Here is a 22,920-nt window from a genome sequence, read left to right on the forward strand (position 1 = left end):
TGCCGGCCGGCGTTTTGCTTTTTGTCGTTTGCAGCGCTCGTCAACGCCGAGTCCCGCAGTCGGTTTCAAGCACCGGTTTCAAGCGCCGGTTCAGCGATTCGGCAGATGCGGAATCGCTTCATTGCTCGTCAGGCTGAGCTGGTGAATCTGCCGGTGCGCCTTGTTCAGATGCGCCTGCGCGGCCACGCGCTGCGCCTCGAGTTGCGACACTTCCTTGTGTACCTGATGCTGCCGGTTCGACACCGCATGCTCCTGCGCGCCGCGTCGCTGAAGATCGTTGCGCAGCCTTTCGGCCTGCGCCTCGGAGCGAGCGATCAGGCGCGCCAACTGTTCGTTCTGCGCTTCCAGTTGCGCGCGGCGCGTTTCGCCTTCCGAGAGCCGCGTCGCCTGTTCCTCGAAATGAAGGAAGGCGGTTTCGGCGGCTTCGAGATCGGCGGCCTTGAGCGCGCGCCACAGCGAGCCGTCCTGATACAGCGCGACGTAGTACGTCAGCTCCTTCGCGTGGAACAGCAGGCTGACCGAGTAGTCGAAGCTGCGGAAAACCCGGAACGGCGTCAGCGCTTCCTCCTCGGCGAGCCATTCGATGTCGGCGGTATCGGCGATCTGCACGCCGCGCGCGCTGACCTGCGACGGCACCACCTGCACTTGCCGCAAGGTCGTCACCGGACGCATGGGCGTGGGCGTCGGCGGTGCCTCGGGTGTGACGCCGGCCGCCGCGGCCAGCGCCGCTTCTTCCCTGTCGTCGGGCGAGACGGGGGCGGCGGTGTTTTCCCGCTCGATCTGCACGAGATGCGATGGGCCTGTCAGCACGCTGCGGCGGTTCAGGAAAGTTTTCACGGCGGTTCCTCCGGTTGACTCGCTACAACCCGCGAATGGCGCCGACGGTGAAACTGCCGGCTGCTCCGCGGTGCGAGCGGTGAGCGAAATCTGGCGGACCGGCGACGTTGTCGGCGGGACGCCGGCCGTGCGCGGGCAGCGCGGATGCGAGCCGCGAGCGCGGGCCTAATGCAGCGTACGTTGCCGGCGGGCGATGTCCTCGAACAGCGCGTCGCTCGGCTCCAGGGCAAGCAGCCAGGACTCGTCGTAGCCGCTCAGATTGTCGAGCGCCTCGCGCAGCCGCTCGATCGCGACGGCGGGAATCTCGACGCTCGCCTGCACGCCGCTCGACAACCTCGCAATGCTCGCCAACTGCACCAGCGCGTCGGCGGCCTCGGCCACGTCCGCGGCAAAAACCAGGTGCGTGTTCAGCAACTCGACCAAACCGGGCGATGACGTCACATCGTCGACGTTGAGCTGCACGGCCAGAAAGGTGGCGTTGTTCATCCTCAAATTCCTCGCGAGATTCGTGGTGCGCCGGCAGGCGTCTTGCATATTTGACTGAGTATAGGCGAGGGTCCGGATGATTCAATGCTCACAGGAATGAAGCCCGCCTGGCCGGGCGCGCCAATCCGTGGACCTTATAATGGGGCCAGCAGAAACGCCGGATCGCGGCGGGGCGGACCGCCCGTCATGCCCGCCGCATGATGAACCACGGCGTTGCATTTTTTCGAGCATCCATTGCCATGAAGATCATTCGCAGCAAGAGCTTCACCGCGACGCGCGCCTGGGGCGCGCTCGATATCGCCAACATGGGCGGCATCACGACGCGCCTGCACTGGACCGACCAGCCGTACAAGTGGCACGTCAACGACGGCGAGGAAGTGTTCGCCGTGCTCGACGGTCGCGTGGAGATGCGCTACCGGGAAGGCGGCGTCGAGCAGTCGACCGTGCTGGAAACCGGCGATGTGTTCTACGCGTCGGTGGGTACGGAGCACGTGGCGCATCCGCTCGGCGCGGCGCGCATTCTGGTGGTGGAGGCGGAAGGCAGCGTGTGAGCGCCCATGCGGCGACGCCGTGTCGCCGCGGTTGCAAGCGTAGCCGGCGGCATAATGGCGGGTTGCCGCTCACGCCCGCGCCCACGCCTGCGCGCCGGGCGGCACGGCAAATGCTGGGCTGATTGAATCCGATTGAATCAACATGTCGAGGACATCACATGACAGGACACTGGCGATTGACGGGGACCCGAATGCTGACCGTGGTCGCGCTCGGCGCGATGTTCACGGGCTGTACGAGCATGCCGTGGGACAGCACGCCGTTCTATGGCAATGCGCCCGCCCGCCCGACCACCCTCAACACGGTCCCGGTGCCGGCCGGTTTCTATCGCGTCAATCCGGGCGATACGCTGGCGGGCATCGCCTCGGCGTATGGCCATAAGCCGCAGGATATCGCCGCGTGGAACGGGCTCGCCGCGAACGCCATCGTCAATCCGGGCCAGGTGCTGCGCGTGTCTCCGCCGATGGCGTCCGGCAGTGTCGTGACGCCGCCTGTCGGCGTCGCCGGTCCGAATGCGCCGGCCGCGCCGGCCGCGCCGGCCGGCCCCACGGCTTCCGGCGCGCCGCAACAAGGCGTGCTGCTGTGGCCGCTGCGTGGACCGGTGCTGAAAACGTTCGCGCCCGGCAGGTCGAACGGCATCGTGATCGGCGGCCGTCCCGGCGATCCGGTCAAGGCGGCCGCCACCGGCCGCGTGGTCTATGCGGGCACGGGCATCGAAGCGTACGGTCCGCTCATCATCATCAAGCACGACGACTCCCTGATCACCGCCTACGGGCAGAACAGCACGCTGCTCGTCAAGGAAGGCGACGCGGTCGCGCAAGGGCAAACCATCGGCGAAGTCGGGGTGGACGGCCGCGGCGTGGCGTCGATCCAGTTCGAGGTCCGCCAGAACGGCCAACCGGTCGATCCGCTGGCGTGGCTGCCGAGGTCGGGCGGGTAAGCGAAGTGCAAGGTTCTGCTCGCCCGAGCCCGGCTGGGCCAGGGCGAGGGCGGCATGAGCGTGCGGCACGCGAGAACCTTGCGCCATGCGTCGCCCCTTCAGCGTGAGTCCAGGCGCTGCGTCGCTTAAATAATTTGAATACACTGTGTGGCTTCGCAGCCGGCGCGCCGGCTGCGATCGGCTGTCATCCCTAGATAGACGCACAGGAATTCACCATGATCGATTTGCGCAGCGATACCGTAACCCGTCCGACCCCGGCCATGCTCGCGGCCATGTCCGCTGCCGAAGTGGGCGACGACGTCTGGGGCGACGACCCCACCGTGCTGCGCCTGCAGGCAAGCGTCGCGGAGCGCGCCGGCAAGGAGGCGGGGCTGTTCTTCCCGAGCGGCACGCAAAGCAATCTGGCGGCGTTGATGGCGCACTGCGCGCGCGGCGACGAATACATCGTCGGGCAACTGGCGCACACCTATAAGTACGAGGGCGGCGGCGCGGCGGTCCTCGGCAGCATCCAGCCGCAGCCGCTCGAAAACGCCGCCGACGGTTCGATTCCGCTCGACAAGATCGCCGCCGCGATCAAGCCGATCGACAACCACTTCGCGCGCACGCGCCTGCTGGCGCTGGAGAACACCATCGGCGGCAAGGTGCTGCCCGAGGGGTATGTCGCCGAGGCGGTGCAACTCGCGCGTCAACGCGGCCTGTCGGTCCACCTCGACGGCGCGCGCGTCTACAACGCGGCGGTCGCGTCGGGCAAGCCGGTCGCGGCGCTGTGCGAGCCGTTCGATTCGGTCTCGATCTGTTTCTCGAAGGGACTCGGCGCGCCGGTGGGCTCGGTGCTGGTCGGCAGCCACGCGCTGATCGACGTGGCGCACCGCTGGCGCAAGGTGCTGGGCGGCGGCATGCGCCAGGCCGGCGTGCTGGCGGCGGCGTGCCTGTACGCGCTGGATCACAACGTCGAGCGTCTCGCCGACGACCACGCGAACGCCGCGCACCTGGCGGCCGGGCTCGAAGCGATCGAGCCGGTCAAGGTGCAGTCGGTCGCGACCAACATGGTGTTCGCGCAGTTTCCGCAGCAGCATTGCGCGCCGCTCGAAGCGTGGCTGAAGGAGCGCGGCATTCTCACGCAGATGCTGTACGCGTCGCGATTCGTCACGCACAAGGATGTGTCGCGTGCCGATATCGATACGTTTGTCGCCGCGGTGAAGGGGTATTTCGCGGCGCGGTGAGCGAAGAGACGCATGCTTCTCGAGGCCGGGACCTGAAAAGTCCGCCGGCAGAAACCGTTACCGAACGAGGGCATGAGCATTCAAAAGCGGGCGCACTGTCACAGCAGTGCGCCCGCTTTTTCTATTTCGCCGACGCCTGCACATGCGCCCCCGCGCGATGCGACGGCGCCAGTAGCCGCAGTCCGCTCGCGAGACTTGCCGCGCCCGCGAAGAAGGCGCCGGCCGCGAGCGCGAGCGTCGGACCATGCCGTCCGGCGATACCGAAGCTCAACGCGACGAGCGCCGCGCCGGTGGTTTGCCCGAGCAGCCGCGCGGTCGCGACGATTCCGCTGGCGCCGCCGCTGCGCTCGGGCGGCGCGCTCGCCATCAACGCCTTCAGGTTCGGCGATTGAAAGAAGCCGAAGCCCGCGCCGCAGATCGCCATGCGGATGCCGATGTCGAGCACGTGCGGATGCACCGGCAAGAGCGCGAGCGACGCCATTCCCGCCGACATCACCGCGAGGCCGATCGCGCCGAGCAGTCCAGGCGGATAGCGGTCGGACAGACCGCCCGCCAGCGGCGCGGCCAACGCCACCACCACCGGCCACGGCGTCATCAGGAAACCGGTTTCGACCTGGCTGCGATGCAGCACGTCCTCGAAGTAAAAGGGCAGCGAGACGAACGCGAGCCCTTGCGCGGCGAACGAGCACACGGCGGTCAGCGCGGACAACGCGAACACCGGCCGCTTGAACAGATCGACGGGCAGCATCGGCGCCGGATGACCCGTTTCACGCCGGATCAGCAACAGCCCGAATATCACGGCGACCGCCGCCGCGCTCAGCACGACTTGCGCCGGCGCGCGCTGGGCCGCCTCGCCGAGCGCGAAGATCAGCGCGGCAAAGGTGATGACGTTGAGCAGCGCCGCGACCGGGTCGAAGTTGTGCGTGCCGCGTTCCGTGTGCGGCAACGCGGGCCACGCGAAGCCCAACGCCAGCAGGCCGAGCGGCACGTTGACCGCGAACAGCCACGGCCATGCGGCCACAGAAAGAATCAGCGATGCCACCGTCGGCCCGACCGCGAACGACACGCCGACGATCAGCGCGTTGGTGCCGAGGCCGCGCCCGAGCCGATGCGGCGGATAAAGATAGCGGATCAGCGCGGTGTTGACGCTCATGATCGCGCTCGCGCCGAGCCCTTGCAGCACGCGCGCGGCGGTGAGCATCGGCAGCGTCGAGGCGAGCGAGCAGACGAGCGACGCCAGCGTGAACAGCGCGATGCCGCCGATATAAATCCGCCGATGCCCGACGATGTCGCCGAGCGCCGCGAGCGGCAACAGCGTCGCGACCATCGCGAGCTGATACGCGTTGATGATCCACACCGACGCCGCGGGCGCGGCGTGCAAGTCCGCCGCGATGGCGGGCAAGGCGGTGTTGGCGATCGCGGTGTCGAGCGTGGCGAGCGCGACCGCGAGCATGATCGCGGCCATCGCGCGGCGGTTGGCGGCGGACATGGGGCCGTCTGCCGGACGGATTGGGACGGCGGTGGCGCTGTTCTCTGACAAGGCGTGGCTCGGCGGGTAGGCATGCCGATGCGCGGCATGGTCGAGGATGCGGCGCGCAGGTGGCAGGGTTACGTGGAGAGGCGCGCGCATGACCCAGGTGCAGCGTTCGAGGCGAGCCGCGCGGCGAATGTAGCGATTGTTACAGAGTCGTGGAAATCGTGCTGGGAGATGGGGAGATGGGGAGATGGGGAGTGGAGGAAGTGGGCGGCGCGCGGTTGCGCCTTGCGCTGTTGCAACTAACGGCCAGGCCCGCCTCGCGTCCGCGAATCGGCGCGCGCGCCGCGCCATCGCAAGCCGCTTTGGCACAACCTGTCACTCAACGATGACAGCCCGATTCGAGCACGGCTTGCGGCGATCGGCTCATTCATCCCCGCGTCACCCATGCGGAAAATAATCGAACTGCGTTGCGCCCTATGCGCCCTATGCGCCCCATGCGCCCCATGCGCCCCATGCGCCCCATGCGCCCTTGACCGCCCTTGACCGCCCGCAATCGTTTGCCTGCTTTGCGGGCCGATGCACGTGCGCAGTGCTGCGCCCGTGCCGCTTGCACCGCCTGCGTGCGCAAAACCCGCGCGCCGGCGGATGACGGCGGGCATGGCATGTGCGTGAACACGCGCTCGCGCTTGCCGGTGTCCGCGAGCCGTAAAATGTCCTACTCTCTTTTTTAACCCGCCTGACCGGCACGCGCCTCCCGCCCGTCATCTGTGCGGTCCGCGCATGCCGCGTCTTTTTACCGGAGGCTTCGATGACAGCCGTCGATCTGGAATTCGACCAGCTCAACAGTACCGTCGACGCGCTACGGCGCTCAATTTCCAATCGCATGATGTATGGCGTCGGCAAGGACGCCGTCACCGCCCATCCGCATGACTGGCTGCATGCCGCCGCGCTCGCCGTGCGCGACCGGCTGGTCGCGCGCTGGATGAAAACCACGCGCCTGCAATACGAACAGGACGTGAAACGCGTCTACTACCTGTCGATGGAATTCCTGATCGGCCGGACCTTCACGAACGCGCTGCTCGCGCTCGGCATCCACGATCAGATGAAGGAAGCGCTCGCGAGTCTCGGCGTGGACATGGAAGCGCTCACCGATATCGAGCCGGACGCCGCGCTCGGCAACGGCGGCCTGGGCCGGCTCGCGGCCTGCTTCCTCGATTCGATGGCGACGCTCGGCATTCCGGGCTTCGGCTACGGCATCCGTTACGAGTACGGCATGTTCCGTCAGGAAATCGTCAACGGCGAGCAGGTCGAGGCGCCGGACTACTGGCTGCGCGCGGGCAATCCGTGGGAGTTTCCGCGGCCCGAGATCAAGTACATGGTGCACTTCGGCGGGCGCACCGTGCAGCGTGGCGAACACGTGGAATGGATCGACACCGAGCACGTGAACGCGACCGCCTACGACACCGTCATCCCCGGTTATGCGACGGACGCGACCAACACGCTGCGCCTGTGGTCGGCGCGCGCGACCGACGAACTCGACCTCGGCGCGTTCAATCGCGGCGACTACCGCAATGCGGTCGACACGAAGAACATGTCGGAGAACGTCTCGCGCCTGCTCTATCCCGACGACTCGACGCCCGCGGGCCGCGAACTGCGGCTGCGCCAGGAATATTTTTTCGTCTCGGCGACCATGCAGGATCTGATTCGCCGCTATCAGCGCACGCACAGCACCTTCGGGCGCTTCTCCGAAAAGGTCGCGGTGCATCTGAACGATACGCACCCGGTGCTCGCGATTCCCGAACTGATGCGTTTGCTCGTGGACGTTCATCACCTGCCGTGGGACAAGGCGTGGCATCACGTCACGAAGATCTTCTCGTACACGAACCACACGCTGATGCCCGAGGCGCTCGAAACATGGGACGTCGAGATGCTCGCGCGTCTGTTGCCGCGGCATCTGGAGATCATCTTCGAGATCAACGCCGGCTTTCTCAAGCATGTGAGCGAGCAGTCGGGGCATGACGCCGAGATGATCCGCCGCATTTCGCTCGTCGACGAATATGGGCAGCGGCGCGTGCGAATGGCCTATCTGGCGATCGTCGCGAGCCACAAGGTGAACGGCGTCTCCAAGCTGCATTCGCAACTGATGACGCGCGACATCTTCGCCGACTTCGCGCGCATCTATCCGGACCGCTTCACCAACGTGACCAACGGCATCACGCCGCGCCGCTGGCTCGCGCAAGCGAGTCCGTCGCTGTCGTCGCTGATCGATCAGCAGATCGGCCGGCATTGGCGCAGCAATCTGTTCGACCTCGAACAACTGCGCGAGCTGCGCGGCGACAGCGCGTTCGTCGAGGCTTTCCGCGAGGCGAAGCGGCAGAACAAGCTGCGGCTCGTGCAGCGGCTCGCGCATCACACGAAGCTGCATTTCGATCCCGACGCGCTGTTCGATCTGCAGGTCAAGCGCATTCACGAATACAAGCGGCAACTGCTGAACGTGCTGCACGTGATCGTGCGTTACAACCAGATTCGCGCGAACCCGGAGCGCGACTGGGTGCCGCGCGTGGTGATGTTCGCGGGCAAGGCGGCGTCCGCGTACCGGATGGCGAAGACGATCATCAAGCTGATCGGCGACGTGGGGCAGACGATCAATCACGACCCGCTGGTGGGCGACCGCCTGAAGGTGGTGTTCGTGCCGAACTACGGCGTGAGCGTGGCGGAGCTGATCATTCCGGCGGCCGATCTGTCGGAGCAGATTTCGATGGCCGGCACGGAAGCGTCGGGCACCGGCAACATGAAGCTGGCGCTCAACGGCGCATTGACGATCGGCACGATGGACGGCGCGAACATCGAAATCTGCGACGCCGTGGGGCGCGAGAACATCTTCATCTTCGGCCACACCGCCGACGAAGTGGACAGCCTGCGCGCCACCGGCTACCGGCCGCGGCAACTCTACGAGGAAAATCCCGAGCTGCGCATGGCGCTCGACCAGATCCGCACGGGTTTTTTCTCACCTGACGATCCGCTGCGCTTTTCGGACATCTTTCACACGCTGGTCGACTGGGGCGATCACTACATGGTGCTCGCCGACTTCGCCGCGTTCGCCAAGGCTCAGCGCGAAGTGGATGCGCGCTTCGTCGACAAACGCGCGTGGACTGAAAGCGCGATCGAGAACGTCGCGGGCATGGGGCAGTTTTCGTCGGACCGCACGATCGGCGAATATGCGCGCGATATCTGGCGGGTGAGTCCGCTCGACATGGCGTGATTTGAAGGCAGGGTTGCGCGGATTATGTTCCGCGCGCTCGCATGAAAAACAAAGGCCGTGCGATTTTTCGCACGGCCTTTGTTCTTTATCGCCCGCTGAATATCGCCGAGCGTTTACCGAATGTCACTGCACGAGCGTCTCGGTCTCGCTCGCGGCATACAGGCCCAACTGCCCGCGCGGGAAATCGAACAGCACGTCGATGTTCTGCATGCCCATCAGGCCGATCACGATACGGTTGGCGCCCGGCTTTGCCTTGACGATCTCGACTTGCGCGTCCTGATAGCGATGCAGCCATTTGCCCGTGCCGAGCGCCACGTTGTAGTTGCCCTGATTGAGCACCTTGCCCACTTCGTCGTCACCGGTCCAGTTCGGCGCCTTGTCCATTTCGACGCGGATCATCTGCGTGCTGGCGGTGGCGAACACCAGCGGCGCGCAAAAGGTCATCCTGTCGCCGACGTTCACGCAGGCTCGCGGCCATTGCGCCGTGCCGTCTTTCGAGACCGTCATCGGCACCATCGTGTAGTCCTTCGTGAGCGCGTTCGACGGACTCAGCACCAGATACGGCTTGGTGAAGTTCGCATGCACCAGGTACCGCTGACCGATGTTGCCGGGCAATGCGCGCAGCGGTTGCGTGCAGCAGTTGTCGTCCGCTTGAGCCGCGCCGACGCCGAACAGGCCCGAGAACGCCCAGCCGAATTCGGCGGTGTAGCCGTCCATTCCCACGCAGCGCCGCGCGTTTTCCTGGCACTTCACCTGGTCGACCGCCTGCGCGTCGATCTGCGCCGGCTTCGTACCCGCGATGCTGAACGGCACCTTGACCGCCGCGCCGGAAATCTGCGCGCCGTTCGTGAGCGGCAGCGAACTCGCCGGGCCGGCGTTCGGATAGCTCCTGCCGGGCAGGACCGACTTCAACACGCGCACGCCTTGTGTGCCGGTATCGAGCGCCAGATACACCGGCTTGCCGTCGATCTGGACAGGCAGGCCGAGGCGTGCGTGACCCTGATCGGCGCGTTCCACTTGCAGCGGAATCAGCAGGCCGTCGTTGCCGTTGTTGATCAGCGCGGCAGTCGAGGCGGGCGGGGTGGGAACCGGGAACGTCGTGGAGCAGCCGCTCAGCGCGACGAGCGCGCCGGTGACGGCGAGCGCCGCGGCGCCCAGATGACGGAAACGATGAAGCGGGTGCCGGCGTGCGGCATCGGGAGACGACAGGGACATAGGATCACGCTTTGTAAAAATGCGGGTCCCTGGCGAAGGCGATGCATCGTGAGCTGACCGGTAGACGGCACTGAGACAGCACGGGCGGCAATCTCAGTGGATTGCCGCGGTGTCAAGCGGGGAAACCGGGACGCTTGCGGGGCCTGCGGGGGGGAACACGCGATGAGAGGAGCGGCGACTCTACACGGCCACCCAAGCTCAATTGCAAAGATGTGTCGACGTTTGCGGGTGAGCCGCGCGGCTGGCGACGCGCCTGCGCAAACATTGATCCAGGTCAAGCATCCCCTGGACGACGACTCAAGCGTTAGGCGCTGCCTCCGCCTTCGCTTCGTCCACGGCCGCGCCGACGCGCTCGACGAACTCGCGATCGGTGCTCGACAGCGCCTCGCGCTCGCCGTTGGCGGTTTGCACCATCAGACGATGCGTGACGTCCTGGGTCAGCCACGTGAGCCAGCCCACCACGATCAGCATCGTGCCGCAGACCATGCCCGCCGGCGAATTCAGAATCCCGCCGGCAAGCGCGCCGACGACACCGACGAGCGAGATCGCGCGCGGCAAGACCTTGTTCTTCTGCACGGTGACGACCTGCACGCTCACGATGTCGCGCAGCGGAAAAACCTGACCGGCGGACGAGAGTGCGTTGCGCGTGACCGACACGCCACGATCATTGAAGGGAGTTTCCATCGAGTTCGATGCAAGCAGTTGCGAAGGGCGCAGCGTACCAGAGTTTGAACGCCGGAAATCGTGCGACTTTCTCGCCGCCGTTACCGGCCGAACGGCAGGAAGAGCCCATCAGGATGCCGGGTTTCGGAGGATCGGGGCCTAGCGGCTTTTTTCGGTGCTGCCGCCATAGGCAGCCATGAAAACGTCCAGCGCCCGGTTCACCACTTGCGTAATGTTGCGTGCCGACGTGTCCGTCGGCACGCCGAGAAGACACAGCTCAGCCAGCTCGGCTTCGAATAGCGCGCGAAGATGCGCCGTCGCGACCGTGACATTGCATTTGCGCAAGTGGCCCGCTTCGCACGACTGCTGCAGGAAGTTCGCCACCGTTTGCCAGCCGAGTTTCGGTCCGCGTTCGTAAAACAGCGCGCCCACATGCGAGCGGCCGCCTTCATGAATGGCGAGGCGCCGTACCGCGAGCAACTGCGGCTTGAGGATGGCGATCAGATAGTGCTTGCCGAAGCTCGTCAGCGCCTCGCGGATCGGCACCGATGTCTTGAGCAGCGCGAACGCCCCTTTGATTTCGTGCGCGGCGCACTCGTGCATCACTTCGAAGAACATCTCTTCCTTCGACTGGAAATAGCCGTACAGCGTCGCCTTGGACGCGCCGGCCCGCGCCGCGATGTCGGACATCGACGCCTGCTCGAAGCTTGTTTCGCTGAACACCTCAAATGCGGCGTCGACGATCGCCTGCCGCTTTTCTTCCGTTTTCTTTCTCATTCCCGAGGCTTTCCTGTGCTTTGCCGGAAGGTTCATGAAATCTGTCCGTGCGTGATGTTACCAAAGGCCGTTGCCGGACTTCGCCCCTAAAAACTGAACCGGTCAGTTTATTTTAGTTGACACGCCAACATCCGCATAACTAAACTGCACGGTATTGTTAAGGACGAGACTGAGATCGTGAAAGAAGCTGCGGTAATCGGAGAGAGGGCGCGTTCGGCACGAACCGCGAAACCGGCCATGACGCTCGTCGCGGCGCTTGTCGTCAGCGTGCTGGCGAGCGCGTGCGCGCAATTTCCCGACATGCCGCCAAAGCCGTCGCCAAAGGATGCGGGCCGCTACGAGAGCGCGCGCAGTTTCGGCACGGGCGCGGGCGAGGACGCGCCATCCACATGGCCCACGGAACAATGGTGGCTGCGCTACAACGATGCGCAGTTGAACGCGCTGATCGCCGAAGCGTTGAAGGGCGAGCCGACCCTGGCCACCGCGCAGGCGCGTCTGCACAATGCCGAAGCGTCGGCGCAGGAAGCGGGCGCCGCGCTGTTGCCTGAAGTCAGCGCGCAAGGGTCGGTCGAAAAGCAGAAGCAGAGTTACAACAACGGCGTGCCGCCCGCCTTCGTGCCGCGCGGCTGGCGTCCATACGGCTCCGCCGAACTCAACTTCAGCTACGAGATCGACTTCTGGGGCAAGAATCGCGCGTCGCTTGCCGCCGCCACGTCGGAGCTCGACGCGGCGCGCGCCGATGCTGCCCAGGCTCGCATGGTGCTGGCGGCGTCGATTGCCGATGCGTATGCGGATCTCGCGCGCCAGTTCGCCGAACGCGACAGCGCAGAAGCGGCGGTCAAGGTACGCACGCAGTCCGCGCAACTGTTCGCCGAACGCTTCGCCAACGGACTGGAGACGCAGGCCGGCGTCAAGCAGGCGGAATCGAAGCAGCAAAGCGCGCGCGCCGATCTTTTCGAACTCGACGAATCGATCGCGCTCACCCGCAACCGGATTGCCGCGCTGATGGGCGACGGTCCCGACCGTGGCCTCGCCATCGGCCGTCCGGCGGTGGATCTGGCGCAGCCGGCCGGCATGCCCGCCGACCTCGCGCTCGGCCTGCTGGGCCGCCGTCCCGACGTCGTGATCGCCCGCTTGCGCGCGGAAGCCGCGAGCAAGCGGATCGACGTCGCCAAGGCCGGCTTCTATCCGAACGTGAACCTCTCCGCGATGATCGGCTTCCAGTCGCTCGGCCTGAACATGCTGACGCGCGCGGGTTCGGCGGTCGGCAATGTCGGACCGGCCGTCACGCTGCCCATCTTCAACGGCGGCCGCTTGCGCGGCGAGTTGCGCGGCGCGCGCGCGAATTACGAGGAAGCCGTCGCCAACTACGACGAAACGCTGACCAAGGCGCTGCGCGACGTCGCCGATGTCGCCGTCAGCAAACGCGCGCTCACCGACCGGTTGCAGGCGACGCAAGCGTCGTACGACGCGGCCGCGCAATCGCATCGCGTGGCGCTCGAGCGCTATCAGGGCGGACTGTCCGGCTATCTCGACGTGCTGAGCGCCGCCGACACGCTGGTGAGCGCGGAGCGCCAGCTCGCCGACATGCGCTCGCGCACCTTCACGCTCGACGTTTCGCTCGTGCGCGCGCTCGGCGGCGGTTATCAGGTTGACGCGCAGGCCAACGCACCGGCCAATGCACCAACCACCACGCCGTCCGCCGCCGCAACGAACCCCGAAGCGAACCCCCAAGCGAACCCGAAAAATCAAAGCTGATCCCAAGGACCAGAACATGTCTCAAAGCCATTCCCCCGCGGCCGACGCGCCGTCCATGCCGAGCGCCGACCATTCGACCTATGCCGGCGAGAAGACCACAACGGCCGCCGCGCCCGTCGCTCGCCGCCAGAAGCTGTTCGCCTTGCTGGGCGCCGTCATCGTGCTGGCCGGTCTCGCGTATGGCGGCTACTGGTACTTCATCGGCTCGCGTTACGTGTCGACCGACAACGCGTACACCGCGGCCGAGATCGCGTCGATCACCCCGTCGGTGAGCGGCATCGTGCAGCGCGTCGCCGCGGTCGACACGCAGCATGTCCGCAAGGGCGACGTGCTCGTCGTGATCGACGACACCGATGCGAAGCTCGCGCTCGAACAGGCCGAAGCCGAAGTGGGGCGCGCCGAGCGCAAGGTGCGCGGCTACCTCGCGACCGACGCCGGGCTCGCCGCCCAGGTGGCGGCGCGCGCCGCCGACGAAGCGCGCATGAACGCGCAAATCGCGTCGGCCAAGGCCGATTTCGACCGCGCGGCGATCGACCTGAAGCGCCGCGAAGCGCTCGCGCATTCCGGCTCGGTGTCCGGGGAGGAACTCAGCAACGCGCAGACCTCGTTCGCGAGCGCCCAGGCGGCGCTGATGGCGGCCCGCGCCAACGCCTTGCAGGCGCAGGCGAGCCGTGCGGCGGCCATCGGTTCACAGGACGCCAACAAGGTGCTGTTCGCCGACACCACCGTCGACACCAATCCCGAAGTGCTGCTCGCGCGCGCAAAGCGGGACCAGGCGCGCGTCGATCTGCAACGCACGGTGTTGCGTGCGCCGGTCGACGGCGTCGTCGCGCGCCGCCAGGTGCAGGTGGGTCAGCGGGTCGAGCCGGGCGCGTCGCTGCTGTCCGTCGTGCCGGTGGATTCGCTGCACGTCGACGCGAATTTCAAGGAAGTTCAGCTCGACAAGGTGCGCATCGGTCAGCCGGTGGAACTGACGTCCGACCTGTACGGCGGCAAGATCGTCTATCACGGCAAGGTCGCCGGACTGGCCGGCGGCGCGGGCTCCGCGTTCGCGATGATTCCCGCGCAGAATGCGACCGGCAACTGGATCAAGGTGGTCCAGCGGCTACCGGTGCGGGTCGCGATCGACCCGGCCGATCTGCGCGCGCATCCGCTGGGCGTCGGCCTGTCGATGGAAGCGACCGTGGATACGCGCGACGGCGGCGTCGACAACGCGACGCCCGCAAGCTGAGGCCGCGCCGACCATGTCATCCAGTCAAACGCATCAAACGCGGGACATCCCGTTGCCGCCGCTGAGCGGCGGCATGCTGATCGGCGCGGCGTTGCTGCTGGCCGCCGCCAACTTCGTCGCGGTGCTGGACACGACGATCGCGAACGTGTCGGTGCCGACCATTTCCGGCGCGCTCGGCGCGTCGTCCAGCCAGGGCACCTACGTCATCACGTCCTACGCGGTGGCCGAAGCGATTACGGTGCCGCTGACCGGCTGGCTGGCAAACCGCTTCGGCACGGTGCGCGTGTTCATCACGTCGCTGATCATGTTCGGCCTGTGTTCGGCGCTGTGCGGCATGGCGACTTCGCTCGAAATGCTGGTGCTGTTCCGCGTGTTTCAGGGACTCGCCGGCGGGCCGCTGATGCCGCTGTCGCAGACGCTGCTGCTGCGCATTTTCCCGAAAGAGAAAGCGGCCGCGGCGATCGGCTTGTGGAGCATGACGACGCTGGTCGCGCCGGTGCTGGGCCCGATCCTGGGCGGCGTGATCTGCGACCGCATGCACTGGGCGTACATCTTCTACATCAACGTTCCGGTCGCGCTGATCTGCGGGTATCTCGGCTGGCGTTTGCTCAAGCGCTACGAGACAAGCCTGATGCGCGTTCCAATCGACGCCATCGGTCTCGCGCTGCTCGTCGTATGGGTCGGCGCGCTGCAAATCCTGCTCGATGAAGGCAAGGATCACGACTGGTTCGCGTCGACGGAAATCCGCGTGCTCGCAATCATCGCGGCGATCGGCTTCGCGTCGTTCCTGATCTGGGAGCTGACGGACCGTCATCCCGTGGTCGATCTGCGGGTGTTTCGTCATCGCGGCTTTAGTGCGAGCGTGATCACGATCACGCTGGCGTTCGGCGCGTTTTTCGGCGCGACCGTGCTGACGCCGCTGTGGCTACAGAGCTACATGGGCTACACGGCGACGTGGGCGGGGTGCGCCACGGCGATGACCGGCATCCTCGCCGTGCTCTCGGCGCCGCTCGCGGCCACCCTGTCGTCCCGGTTCGACGGACGCTGGCTGGTGTTCGCCGGCGTGATGTGGCTCGGCGCGGTCACGCTGTGGCGCACGCACGCGAACACCGACATGACGTTCTGGCAAGTGGCGTTGCCGCTGCTGCTGCAAGGCGTCGGCTTGCCGTTCTTCTTCGTGCCGCTCACGGGGCTCGCGCTGAGCAGCGTGGAGGAACCCGAAACGGCATCGGCGGCGGGGCTCATGAATTTCTGCCGGACCTTCGGCGGCGCGATTGCGACGTCGCTGGTCAATACCGGGTGGGAAGACCGCACGAAGTATGACCGGGCGGAGTTGTCGGGACTCGTCGATCAGGCCGGCCACTTCTCGACCATGCTGACGAATTCGGGCTGGAGCGCGGGTCAGGCGCAGGCGCAGATCAGCGACGTGGTGCAGTCGCAGGCCGTGATGCTCGCGACCAATCAGCTCTTCACGATTGCAGGCGCATGTTTCATTTTCGCCGCGCTGGCGGTGTGGCTCGCGCCGAAACCGACGCGGGTCGCCGATACGTCGCAGGCGCATTGAAGCTGCACACCGAAGCTGCGCACTGAAGCTGCACCGAAGCGGCATGCGTCTTTCGCCCTCGCGCGGAATTCGCGAGCCGTAATCAACACGGAACGGTTATGTCCAACGCAACACGCATTGTCATCGTCGGCGGCGGGATCGCCGGCATTCTGCTCGCCACGCGGCTCGGCAACCATTTCGCGCATTCGCACGAGGCGTCCGTGACGCTGATCGACAGCAGCCACACGCATATCTGGAAGCCGATGCTGCACACCATCGCGGCCGGCACGCGCGATGTGAAGCAACAGCAGGTGAGCTACCTCGCGCATGCGAGCGCGCACCGCTTCGCCTGGCAGCCGGGCGAGATGGGCGGACTCGACCGGCAACGCAAGGAAGTCCTGCTCAACGAAGTCAGGACGCCCGAAGGCGAGCTGGTGCTGGAGGCGCGAGCGGTTCCCTACGACGTGCTGGTGCTATCGCTGGGCAGCCGGGCAAACGACTTCGGGGTGCCGGGCGTGAGGCAGCACTGTCATTTCATCGACAGCCAGCAGCAGGCCGAAGCCTTCAACGGCGTGTTGCGCGCGCGCATGCTGCGCGCGGTGGTGCGCGACGAAAGACTGCGCGTCGCGATCGTCGGCGCGGGCGCCACCGGCGTCGAACTCGCCGCCGAGCTGAGCCGGGTGCTCGAAATCGCGCAAGGCTACGGCGATCCCACGCTGCGCAGCCGGTTGAGTCTCACGCTGCTCGAAAGCGGCCCGCGCGTGCTCGCCTCGTTTCCGCCGGCGATTTCCGCATCGACCCAGCAGCAACTCGAACACATCGGCTTTTGCGTGCTCACCTCGGTGCGCGTCACGGCGGCGCAGGAGGACGGATTCCGTCACGGCGACGATCGTCTGGTGAAAGCCGATCTGATGGTGTGGGCGGCGGGCGTCAAGGCGCCGGACTTCCTGAGCGAACTGGCCGGGCTGGAAACCAACCGCTCGAATCAGATCGTGATCGGCGCAACGCTTCAGTCCATCCGCGACGACCACGTGTTCGCACTCGGCGATTGCGCGAGCTTGACGCCGGAGAATCATGAGCGGCCGTTGCCGCCCACCGCCCAGGTGGCCACGCAGCAGGCGGAGCATCTGGCCCGTCATCTGCCTGGATGGCTGACGGGCGCGCCGATGCCGGAGTTCGCTTTTCGGGACTTCGGCTCGCTCGTGTCGCTAAGCGATTACGGCGCCTTCGGCACACTCGGACGGTTCGGCTTCTTCCCCGGCGGCTTCATTCGCGGACGGTTCGCGCAATTGAGCCATGCCATGCTCTATCGACGTCATCAGCAGGCGCTTCACGGTTTCGGCAGAGCGGGGCTAATGTGGACCGCCGAGCAGATCAACGCACTGGTTCAGCCGAAGATCAGGCTGAGTTGATGACGCATTGCCCGTTTTAACGCAGCGGCCCGGCATGTCGCGCTTCCAGATGGATCAGCCATGATGAACGACGACGACACCCGCCGTTCCCGCGCGATGTGGGACGAGATGACGGTGCTGCACACGAGCGTTTCCGCTATTCGCAAGGCGCAGGGCAAACGCAATCCGTCCGACTGCGAAGCGAACACCGCGGAATACGAAAAAGTGGTGACCGACTACGTGGACGACCTCGAACGCGCGATGCGCGAGGCATGGTGGGACAGATGGCCCGACCCGCAACGCTGAAGCGGCGACGCGCCGCTCAGAAGAAGTGACGAACACCCGTTGCGAAAATATAGCTGGACTTCACGGGCTGTCCATGAAGCAGTTCGCCGTAGTAGCTATAGCTATAGGCAGCGTAGAGCGACGTGCGTTTTGACAGGTTATAGATGGCCTCCATTCCCGCCCCGATGTCGCTCTTCGGAAGACGCTTGCTGTTACTGCCCGCCACGCTCGGTTTCAATACCCACTGACCCAGTGGAACACTCGCCCCAATCGACCACTCCGTAGACGAAACCCGCTCGCCCAGGGAGTACAGGTCGTATCGGGACTGCCCTGCCATTGTCATCAATGTGAAGGCGCCAAAGTCGTAGTTGAACGCACCGGTAAGCGTTGTCAGATTTCCCGTCTTCAACCGGTTTGGATCATAGCGTTGCGTGGCGGGGTCGTAATTGCTCGCGGTCGACTGGCGAAAATAGCCGAGGCCGGCGCGGATCCGGTCGCGCGCATAGACGATGGCAAAGGTGCTTGCGGTAATTGTTTTCCTCGGATCATTCATGCCGACCTGAGCGGATAAAGTGACCCCACCCATGTTCGGTGAATCGTAGCGAATGGAGTTATCCATCCGCACATGCGACCAATTGTTTGGGTCTCCAACAACGTTGTTGGCGCCAACAGCCCCTGATAACCCCGTGACTTGCCCGCTGGCGCTCGGAACCGGTGAACCGAGCGGAACCGGCCCCGCGATTCGCCATACGCGCACGAATGGATCGTATGTGTCTCCGTAACCAGGCGCCGCGTTGGATGCGACGTCATTCCAGGCGGAGTAGATGCGACCCAGACGAATCTGACCGAAGCCCCCCGTGAGCCCGATATTGGCTTGCCGATGAAAAAGACGCGCAGGCATGGAGCCGTCCGCGAGCGAGTTCTGTGTTTCGAGCACAAACGTGGCGGACATTCCGTTGCCGAGATTCTCGACGCCCTTGATGCCGAACCTCGACGCATTGATGCCGTAGGGGATCGCACCGATGCTCGCCGTCGGAGACGCCGTCACACCGAACGGATTGGCTGACGATACCGGCGCCGCAACGAGGTTCCGAAAGCTTCCAAACTGTGCTTCCGCCACGCCATAAAACGTCATGGAACTATTCGGTGCGGTTTGGGACATTGCGGGGATCGACAGACTCGAGATGCCAACCAGGAACACTATCTTTTCCAAACTATCTCCAGATTTAATTTGTTTGTATTTGCAGCGCGGGCCCAATTCATTTGCATGCCCGGGCCAGCAGGAGCCCGCTTGAAATCACACCCGCACCCAGGTGATGAATTCAAGCGTTCAATGGAAGGAAAGGAGGGCGATGTGCGGAGGCCGATCGATCACGTCATGTCGACGTCGCGACATCCCCACGCGTACGTAAACGCGAATCCGGCGAGGTAAGCGGAGAAAATGCCGACGAGGTAAATAGCCATGGCCGGCAGGGCTCCGTGATCGGATGTGATCAACGGCAGCGATACGAGGCCCGAGGGGCCGAATACCGTATTGAGGCCGATCGGGAAATGAAACCATGCAAACAACCCGATTACAAAGCCGCCAACCGCACCGCCAAAGCAGGCGGAAATAAAGGGCTTGACGCGAGGGAGCGTGACGCCGTAAATGAGCGGCTCGCCGACACCGAGTAATGCGGGCACGATCGCTCCTTTGATCTGCTTGCGCAAAACCGATTCTCGCGGCGCTCTCACATAAAGCGCGATGGCGGCGCCCACCTGACCCGCGCCCGCCATCGCCAGAATCGGGAACAACGAATTGAAGCCGCGACTTTGCATCAAGGCAAAATACACCGGGATAAAACCTTGATGGACGCCGAACATCACCGCAATCAGGAACAGCCCCGACAGTAACGCGGCACCAATCGGATTGTCGTTCAGATGCCCGAATAACCACGACATGCCGTCGAATAGCAGGACCCCGACAGGCATGATGACCACGTACGTCAACGCCCCGGCAATGAGCAATGTGAGCAGCGAGGTAAGGATCATGTCGAGGTTGGCGGGCATTCGCCGCCTTATCTGCTGCTCGATCCATGCACCCGCTATGCCCGCGATCAGAATGCCGATGATGCTTCCGCGCGGATCGATCTGAAGACCGAAGAAGTCCTGGATTCCCGCATGAAAACTGCCGCTGCCGGTCGAACCGTAATCGAGCAGAAACAGGGACGCGAGGATCGCGCCATTTACCCCTGAACCGCCAAAGGCCTGCTGGGTGTTATAGCCGACCAGAATTCCCAGAAAGCCGAACAGTCCCTTGCCGAACACGTTCATGTATGCGACCAGATGCACGATCGTGGGATTCCGATCGAGGACATTCGCCAGCATCGCCTGTTCGATGAGTGTCGCGCCCCCTAGCAACAGCCCCGCACCAAGAAAGCCGGGGATCAGCGGCGTAAAAATAGTCGCGAATTTGCTCAGGAACTGATGAATCCGCGTTCCGTGGCGCGCTTTCATGGCCTTCTTGTTATCGCGCGCGACCGCGGCCAATTGATCCGCGGCATTGTCGACAGGCGCTTCGGGGGCCGCCCTTGACTCGTGCTTCGCCAGCAGTTCCTTGACCAGGTCCGCGGCGCGCTGCACCTTGCCCGCCCCGATGACGACCTGCAATTGATCCGCGGCGGCAAGTACGCCCTGGACACAGGCGATCCGTTTTAATGCTGCCGTGTCAACGCGGTCTTGCCCGCCCAAAACAAAGCGAAGGCGAGTCATGCAATTGCTGCAACGAACCACATTAGCCGGCCCACCAATAGCATCTAATATTTCTTGTGCTGTTGTTTCGTTAATGCTTTGCATCGTCAGGTCTTCTCTCTGTGGATTGTGCTTTTGGAATGTGGTCGATTTGCATCGAGGGCCAGCAGGGCGGCTCGAACGTGCCCCTTCGTCCGGGCCAGCGCCGCTTTCGCCGCATGGAGATCGACTCCGGCGCGAATCATCACGATGGCTGTCTTGCACTGTCTGCCGCTCTCATTGACGGCCTCGCGCGCACGCTCGCGGGAACAATCGCAGGCCGCGATGACGATCTGGATTTGTCGCTCGACCAACTTTGCATTGGTCGCTTCGACATCCACCATGAGGTTGCCGAACACCTTGCCTAATCGGATCATGGCGCCCGTCGACAGCATGTTCAAAACCAGCTTTTGAGCAGTTCCGGCCTTAAGGCGGGATGAGCCGGTGACCGCCTCGGGACCCACCACGGGGGTGATGGCGATATCCGCCAGCGCGACCATCGGGCCGGTCGGATTGCAAGTGACGGCGATCGTGCGGGCGCCCAGTGAGGCCGCCCACTTCATGGCGCCGATGACATACGGCGTGCGTCCGCTCGCAGCGATTCCGACAAGAATGTCTCGCTCAGAAAATCGGATCTGCTCGAGATCACGCCGGCCCGCTTCGGCATCGTCCTCGGCATTCTCGACGGCGCCCACCATGGCAGCCGTGCCGCCGGCTATCAGTCCCTGAACGACCGACGGGGCGACACCGAAGGTAGGCGGACATTCGCTGGCATCCAGAATGCCCAGACGTCCCGACGTGCCGGCGCCGACATAAATCAGGCGGCCGCCGTGCGACAAGGCTTCGGTAATGACATCGACCGCCGCCGCGGCCGCCGGTAGAACTGCCTCAACGGCGAGTGCGACCTTCTGGTCCTCATGGTTGAGGATGCGCAGCATGGCCAGCGTATCCACGCGATCGATCTGCTCGCTGGCCGGATTGCGTTGTTCTGTGATCAAGTCATGTAGTTGAATCCGCGGCATGTCCATAGTCCTGCTATTCCATTATTCGTTCATATGGAATAGTTTGTTCCTTGAGCCGGGCAAGGTAAACATTAAAAGTGTGGATCGAGTGTCAGGGATGCCAGGAGCGCCGAGGCGCGAGCATGGAAATCGCCCGGCAAGCAGTCGCGGCATTCCCGCGCAAGGCACGCGGGGCACCCGTTCAAGGTCGTGGGGAGCGGGGAGGTTTAAACGCGTTGAAGTTAGCTGCGTCTTTCAGATCGTTGTCGAGGCGGATCGGTGTCGCCAGTGAGGAAGCGCAATCGCAGTGCTTGCCACGATCTCGCTTCGGCGCTGGCGCATCGCTTCGCAATCAACGCATCACGGCATCACCGCAAACATGGCTTCATGGCGCAAGGAAAAGAGCCGCGTCGTGCGCCGGCAATTGTCTGTTTTTCGTGCCGCTACCAGCTATGCATAGGGACCGGCGCCCCTCGGTTGCCGTGTTAACATCGCCCTACCGCTGAAGGCACCAGCAGCAGAGCACGCGAATCGACCGTCGCTTAGGGCAAGCACAAATACGACACGCGGCATCCCGCGCAACCAGCACCTGATCCGATGAAGATAATCAACCAGATCGCCCAGTCTCGCAGTCAATTTTCACCCAGCGAACTGAAGATCGCCGAGACCATCCTCGCTCACCAGGAACGCATTTCCAAAATTTCGTCCAGTGAGCTTGCTCAGTTAGCAGCGGTCAGCCAGTCCAGCATCGTCAAGTTCGTCCAGAAGATCGGGTTCAAGGGCATGACGGCTTTTCGCCTCGCGCTGAGCGAGGAGTCGGGTCGCCAGCAAGCCATCCAGCTTCCCGTGGCAACGAACTTCCCGCTGCACAACGCGATCAACAGCGACGACGACGCGCCCACGATCGCGCGAAAATTGATGCAGGAGAAGATTCGCGCACTGGTCGAGACCACCGGTAGTGTCGATTACGAGATCCTGGGAAAGATCGTGACGGCGCTGAGTGAAGCGCGGTTCGTGCACATTACCGGGCTCGGTGGCTCCATGACAGTGGGGAGCGACTTTGCGCACAAGCTCCTTAAAATCGGAGTGATCGCCCTGATCGACCCGGATAGCCATGCCCAGCTCAGCATCGCCAATACGCTGGGTCCGCAGGACATTCAGGTGGCGATTTCTTATTCGGGGCGCAGGAAAGAGATTCTCGACGCCGCACGCGTCGCTCAGCAGCGCAAAGCCCGCGTCATCGCCTTGACCAATCCGGTGGAGAATCCTCTTCGTGCGCTGGCCGACTTGTCTCTCGTCACGTTGGCGGAAGAGGATCAGTGGCGCAGTTCCGCCATTTCCTCACGCACGGCGCAAAACGCGCTGACTGATTTGATCTTCATGGTGCTGATACAAACTCAGTCATGGCGAAACGATCTGATCCGAGACACGCAGTCGCTCATCGACGAGCTCATGTAATCGTTCAGTACGCGATTTATCGTTGGGTGCTCAGCCGCCGTTCCGCGCTCGCGCA

Annotated in this window: 20 protein-coding genes; 11 read left to right on the forward strand and 9 right to left on the reverse strand. The window is 64.4% G+C overall.

Translation table 11 applies throughout. From position 1 onward, the window contains the following. Positions 1 to 90: 90 nt before the first annotated feature. Both CUJ90_RS27090 and CUJ90_RS27095 read right to left on the reverse strand, forming a co-directional pair. Entirely contained in the window at positions 91 to 837 is a 747-nt protein-coding gene (locus CUJ90_RS27090) for a DUF2968 domain-containing protein (RefSeq protein ID WP_073427271.1), read from the reverse strand. Positions 838 to 1,002: 165 nt separating this feature from the next. Further along, positions 1,003 to 1,323 (reverse strand): hypothetical protein, encoded by a 321-nt coding sequence (locus CUJ90_RS27095; RefSeq protein WP_073427272.1) that lies wholly within the window; start codon positions 1,321 to 1,323, stop codon positions 1,003 to 1,005. A gap of 239 nt (positions 1,324 to 1,562) precedes the next feature. On the opposite strand from CUJ90_RS27095, the gene CUJ90_RS27100 reads away from it, so the two are divergent. From CUJ90_RS27100 to ltaE, 3 genes are all read left to right on the forward strand, one after another. Then, positions 1,563 to 1,874: a cupin domain-containing protein gene (locus tag CUJ90_RS27100; protein ID WP_073427273.1), complete on the forward strand. Its 312-nt coding sequence runs from the start codon at positions 1,563 to 1,565 to the stop codon at positions 1,872 to 1,874. Positions 1,875 to 2,032: 158 nt separating this feature from the next. Next, complete coding sequence (locus CUJ90_RS27105) at positions 2,033 to 2,812, forward strand: peptidoglycan DD-metalloendopeptidase family protein (protein ID WP_073427274.1); 780 nt, start codon at positions 2,033 to 2,035, stop codon at positions 2,810 to 2,812. Positions 2,813 to 3,027: 215 nt separating this feature from the next. Beyond that, positions 3,028 to 4,035 carry a low-specificity L-threonine aldolase gene (ltaE, locus tag CUJ90_RS27110; RefSeq protein ID WP_073427275.1) on the forward strand — a complete coding sequence of 336 codons (1,008 nt, stop codon included), beginning with the start codon at positions 3,028 to 3,030 and terminating at the stop codon, positions 4,033 to 4,035. A gap of 121 nt (positions 4,036 to 4,156) precedes the next feature. Here the strand turns inward: ltaE and CUJ90_RS27115 are convergent, their stop codons facing one another. Then, positions 4,157 to 5,524, reverse strand: coding sequence for an MFS transporter (locus tag CUJ90_RS27115; protein ID WP_083081273.1), 1,368 nt, complete (start codon positions 5,522 to 5,524; stop codon positions 4,157 to 4,159). A 796-nt stretch (positions 5,525 to 6,320) separates the two neighbouring features. Here CUJ90_RS27115 and CUJ90_RS27125 point away from each other — a divergent pair. Beyond that, positions 6,321 to 8,774: a glycogen/starch/alpha-glucan phosphorylase gene (locus CUJ90_RS27125; RefSeq protein WP_073427277.1), complete on the forward strand. Its 2,454-nt coding sequence runs from the start codon at positions 6,321 to 6,323 to the stop codon at positions 8,772 to 8,774. A 123-nt stretch (positions 8,775 to 8,897) separates the two neighbouring features. Here CUJ90_RS27125 and CUJ90_RS27130 read toward each other — a convergent pair whose 3' ends face one another. The 3 genes from CUJ90_RS27130 to CUJ90_RS27140 all read right to left on the reverse strand — a co-directional run bounded on the left by CUJ90_RS27130 (position 8,898) and on the right by CUJ90_RS27140 (position 11,429). Continuing rightward, positions 8,898 to 9,989: a hypothetical protein gene (locus tag CUJ90_RS27130; protein ID WP_073427278.1), complete on the reverse strand. Its 1,092-nt coding sequence runs from the start codon at positions 9,987 to 9,989 to the stop codon at positions 8,898 to 8,900. A 297-nt stretch (positions 9,990 to 10,286) separates the two neighbouring features. After that, entirely contained in the window at positions 10,287 to 10,673 is a 387-nt protein-coding gene (locus CUJ90_RS27135; RefSeq protein WP_073427279.1) for a DUF6232 family protein, read from the reverse strand. 138 nt (positions 10,674 to 10,811) lie between these two features. Then, on the reverse strand, positions 10,812 to 11,429 hold the full coding sequence (locus CUJ90_RS27140) for a TetR/AcrR family transcriptional regulator (RefSeq protein WP_073427280.1): 618 nt from the start codon (positions 11,427 to 11,429) through the stop codon (positions 10,812 to 10,814). A gap of 237 nt (positions 11,430 to 11,666) precedes the next feature. On the opposite strand from CUJ90_RS27140, the gene CUJ90_RS27145 reads away from it, so the two are divergent. The 5 genes from CUJ90_RS27145 (at position 11,667) to CUJ90_RS27165 (ending at position 17,658) form a co-directional block, all read left to right on the forward strand. Then, the gene (locus CUJ90_RS27145; protein WP_073427281.1) at positions 11,667 to 13,187 is read left to right on the forward strand and encodes an efflux transporter outer membrane subunit; all 1,521 of its coding nucleotides are present in this window, start codon (positions 11,667 to 11,669) and stop codon (positions 13,185 to 13,187) included. Between the two features lie 16 nt (positions 13,188 to 13,203). Continuing rightward, on the forward strand, positions 13,204 to 14,418 hold the full coding sequence (locus CUJ90_RS27150) for an HlyD family secretion protein (protein WP_114164257.1): 1,215 nt from the start codon (positions 13,204 to 13,206) through the stop codon (positions 14,416 to 14,418). Positions 14,419 to 14,431: 13 nt separating this feature from the next. Beyond that, on the forward strand, positions 14,432 to 15,982 hold the full coding sequence (locus tag CUJ90_RS27155) for a DHA2 family efflux MFS transporter permease subunit (RefSeq protein WP_083081263.1): 1,551 nt from the start codon (positions 14,432 to 14,434) through the stop codon (positions 15,980 to 15,982). Between the two features lie 98 nt (positions 15,983 to 16,080). Next, positions 16,081 to 17,373, forward strand: a complete 1,293-nt coding sequence (locus CUJ90_RS27160) for an NAD(P)/FAD-dependent oxidoreductase (protein WP_073427284.1) — start codon at positions 16,081 to 16,083, stop codon at positions 17,371 to 17,373. 60 nt (positions 17,374 to 17,433) lie between these two features. Next, a complete protein-coding gene (locus CUJ90_RS27165) occupies positions 17,434 to 17,658 on the forward strand; it encodes a hypothetical protein (RefSeq protein ID WP_073427285.1) in 225 nt (74 codons plus the stop codon). Between the two features lie 16 nt (positions 17,659 to 17,674). Here CUJ90_RS27165 and CUJ90_RS27170 read toward each other — a convergent pair whose 3' ends face one another. The 3 genes from CUJ90_RS27170 to murQ form a co-directional block, all read right to left on the reverse strand. Next, positions 17,675 to 18,850, reverse strand: coding sequence for a porin (locus CUJ90_RS27170; RefSeq protein WP_073427286.1), 1,176 nt, complete (start codon positions 18,848 to 18,850; stop codon positions 17,675 to 17,677). A 158-nt stretch (positions 18,851 to 19,008) separates the two neighbouring features. Beyond that, positions 19,009 to 20,472 (reverse strand): PTS N-acetylmuramic acid transporter subunit IIBC, encoded by a 1,464-nt coding sequence (gene murP / locus CUJ90_RS27175; RefSeq protein WP_073427287.1) that lies wholly within the window; start codon positions 20,470 to 20,472, stop codon positions 19,009 to 19,011. A 2-nt stretch (positions 20,473 to 20,474) separates the two neighbouring features. Next, positions 20,475 to 21,428, reverse strand: a complete 954-nt coding sequence (gene murQ / locus CUJ90_RS27180; protein WP_208645260.1) for an N-acetylmuramic acid 6-phosphate etherase — start codon at positions 21,426 to 21,428, stop codon at positions 20,475 to 20,477. Between the two features lie 286 nt (positions 21,429 to 21,714). Here murQ and CUJ90_RS32705 point away from each other — a divergent pair, with 286 nt between their 5' ends. After that, positions 21,715 to 21,867: a hypothetical protein gene (locus CUJ90_RS32705; RefSeq protein ID WP_161553726.1), complete on the forward strand. Its 153-nt coding sequence runs from the start codon at positions 21,715 to 21,717 to the stop codon at positions 21,865 to 21,867. A 137-nt stretch (positions 21,868 to 22,004) separates the two neighbouring features. After that, complete coding sequence (locus tag CUJ90_RS27185) at positions 22,005 to 22,865, forward strand: SIS domain-containing protein (RefSeq protein ID WP_083081259.1); 861 nt, start codon at positions 22,005 to 22,007, stop codon at positions 22,863 to 22,865. Positions 22,866 to 22,920 lie beyond the last annotated feature (55 nt).

Origin of the sequence: Paraburkholderia terricola, from assembly GCF_003330825.1 — a bacterium.
GTDB lineage: Bacteria > Pseudomonadota > Gammaproteobacteria > Burkholderiales > Burkholderiaceae > Paraburkholderia > Paraburkholderia terricola.

Coding starts and splice junctions, on each gene's coding strand:
- CUJ90_RS27165 (WP_073427285.1), top strand. CDS start 17,434: ATGATGAACGACGACGACACCCGCCGTTCCCGCGCGATGTGGGACGAG.
- ltaE (WP_073427275.1), top strand. CDS start 3,028: ATGATCGATTTGCGCAGCGATACCGTAACCCGTCCGACCCCGGCCATG.
- CUJ90_RS27105 (WP_073427274.1), top strand. CDS start 2,033: ATGACAGGACACTGGCGATTGACGGGGACCCGAATGCTGACCGTGGTC.
- CUJ90_RS27185 (WP_083081259.1), top strand. CDS start 22,005: ATGAAGATAATCAACCAGATCGCCCAGTCTCGCAGTCAATTTTCACCC.
- CUJ90_RS27155 (WP_083081263.1), top strand. CDS start 14,432: ATGTCATCCAGTCAAACGCATCAAACGCGGGACATCCCGTTGCCGCCG.
- CUJ90_RS27135 (WP_073427279.1), bottom strand. CDS start 10,673: ATGGAAACTCCCTTCAATGATCGTGGCGTGTCGGTCACGCGCAACGCA.
- CUJ90_RS27150 (WP_114164257.1), top strand. CDS start 13,204: ATGTCTCAAAGCCATTCCCCCGCGGCCGACGCGCCGTCCATGCCGAGC.
- CUJ90_RS27100 (WP_073427273.1), top strand. CDS start 1,563: ATGAAGATCATTCGCAGCAAGAGCTTCACCGCGACGCGCGCCTGGGGC.
- murQ (WP_208645260.1), bottom strand. CDS start 21,428: ATGCCGCGGATTCAACTACATGACTTGATCACAGAACAACGCAATCCG.
- CUJ90_RS27095 (WP_073427272.1), bottom strand. CDS start 1,323: ATGAACAACGCCACCTTTCTGGCCGTGCAGCTCAACGTCGACGATGTG.
- CUJ90_RS27160 (WP_073427284.1), top strand. CDS start 16,081: ATGTCCAACGCAACACGCATTGTCATCGTCGGCGGCGGGATCGCCGGC.
- CUJ90_RS27145 (WP_073427281.1), top strand. CDS start 11,667: ATGACGCTCGTCGCGGCGCTTGTCGTCAGCGTGCTGGCGAGCGCGTGC.
- CUJ90_RS27130 (WP_073427278.1), bottom strand. CDS start 9,989: ATGTCCCTGTCGTCTCCCGATGCCGCACGCCGGCACCCGCTTCATCGT.
- CUJ90_RS27140 (WP_073427280.1), bottom strand. CDS start 11,429: ATGAGAAAGAAAACGGAAGAAAAGCGGCAGGCGATCGTCGACGCCGCA.
- murP (WP_073427287.1), bottom strand. CDS start 20,472: ATGCAAAGCATTAACGAAACAACAGCACAAGAAATATTAGATGCTATT.
- CUJ90_RS27115 (WP_083081273.1), bottom strand. CDS start 5,524: ATGTCCGCCGCCAACCGCCGCGCGATGGCCGCGATCATGCTCGCGGTC.
- CUJ90_RS27125 (WP_073427277.1), top strand. CDS start 6,321: ATGACAGCCGTCGATCTGGAATTCGACCAGCTCAACAGTACCGTCGAC.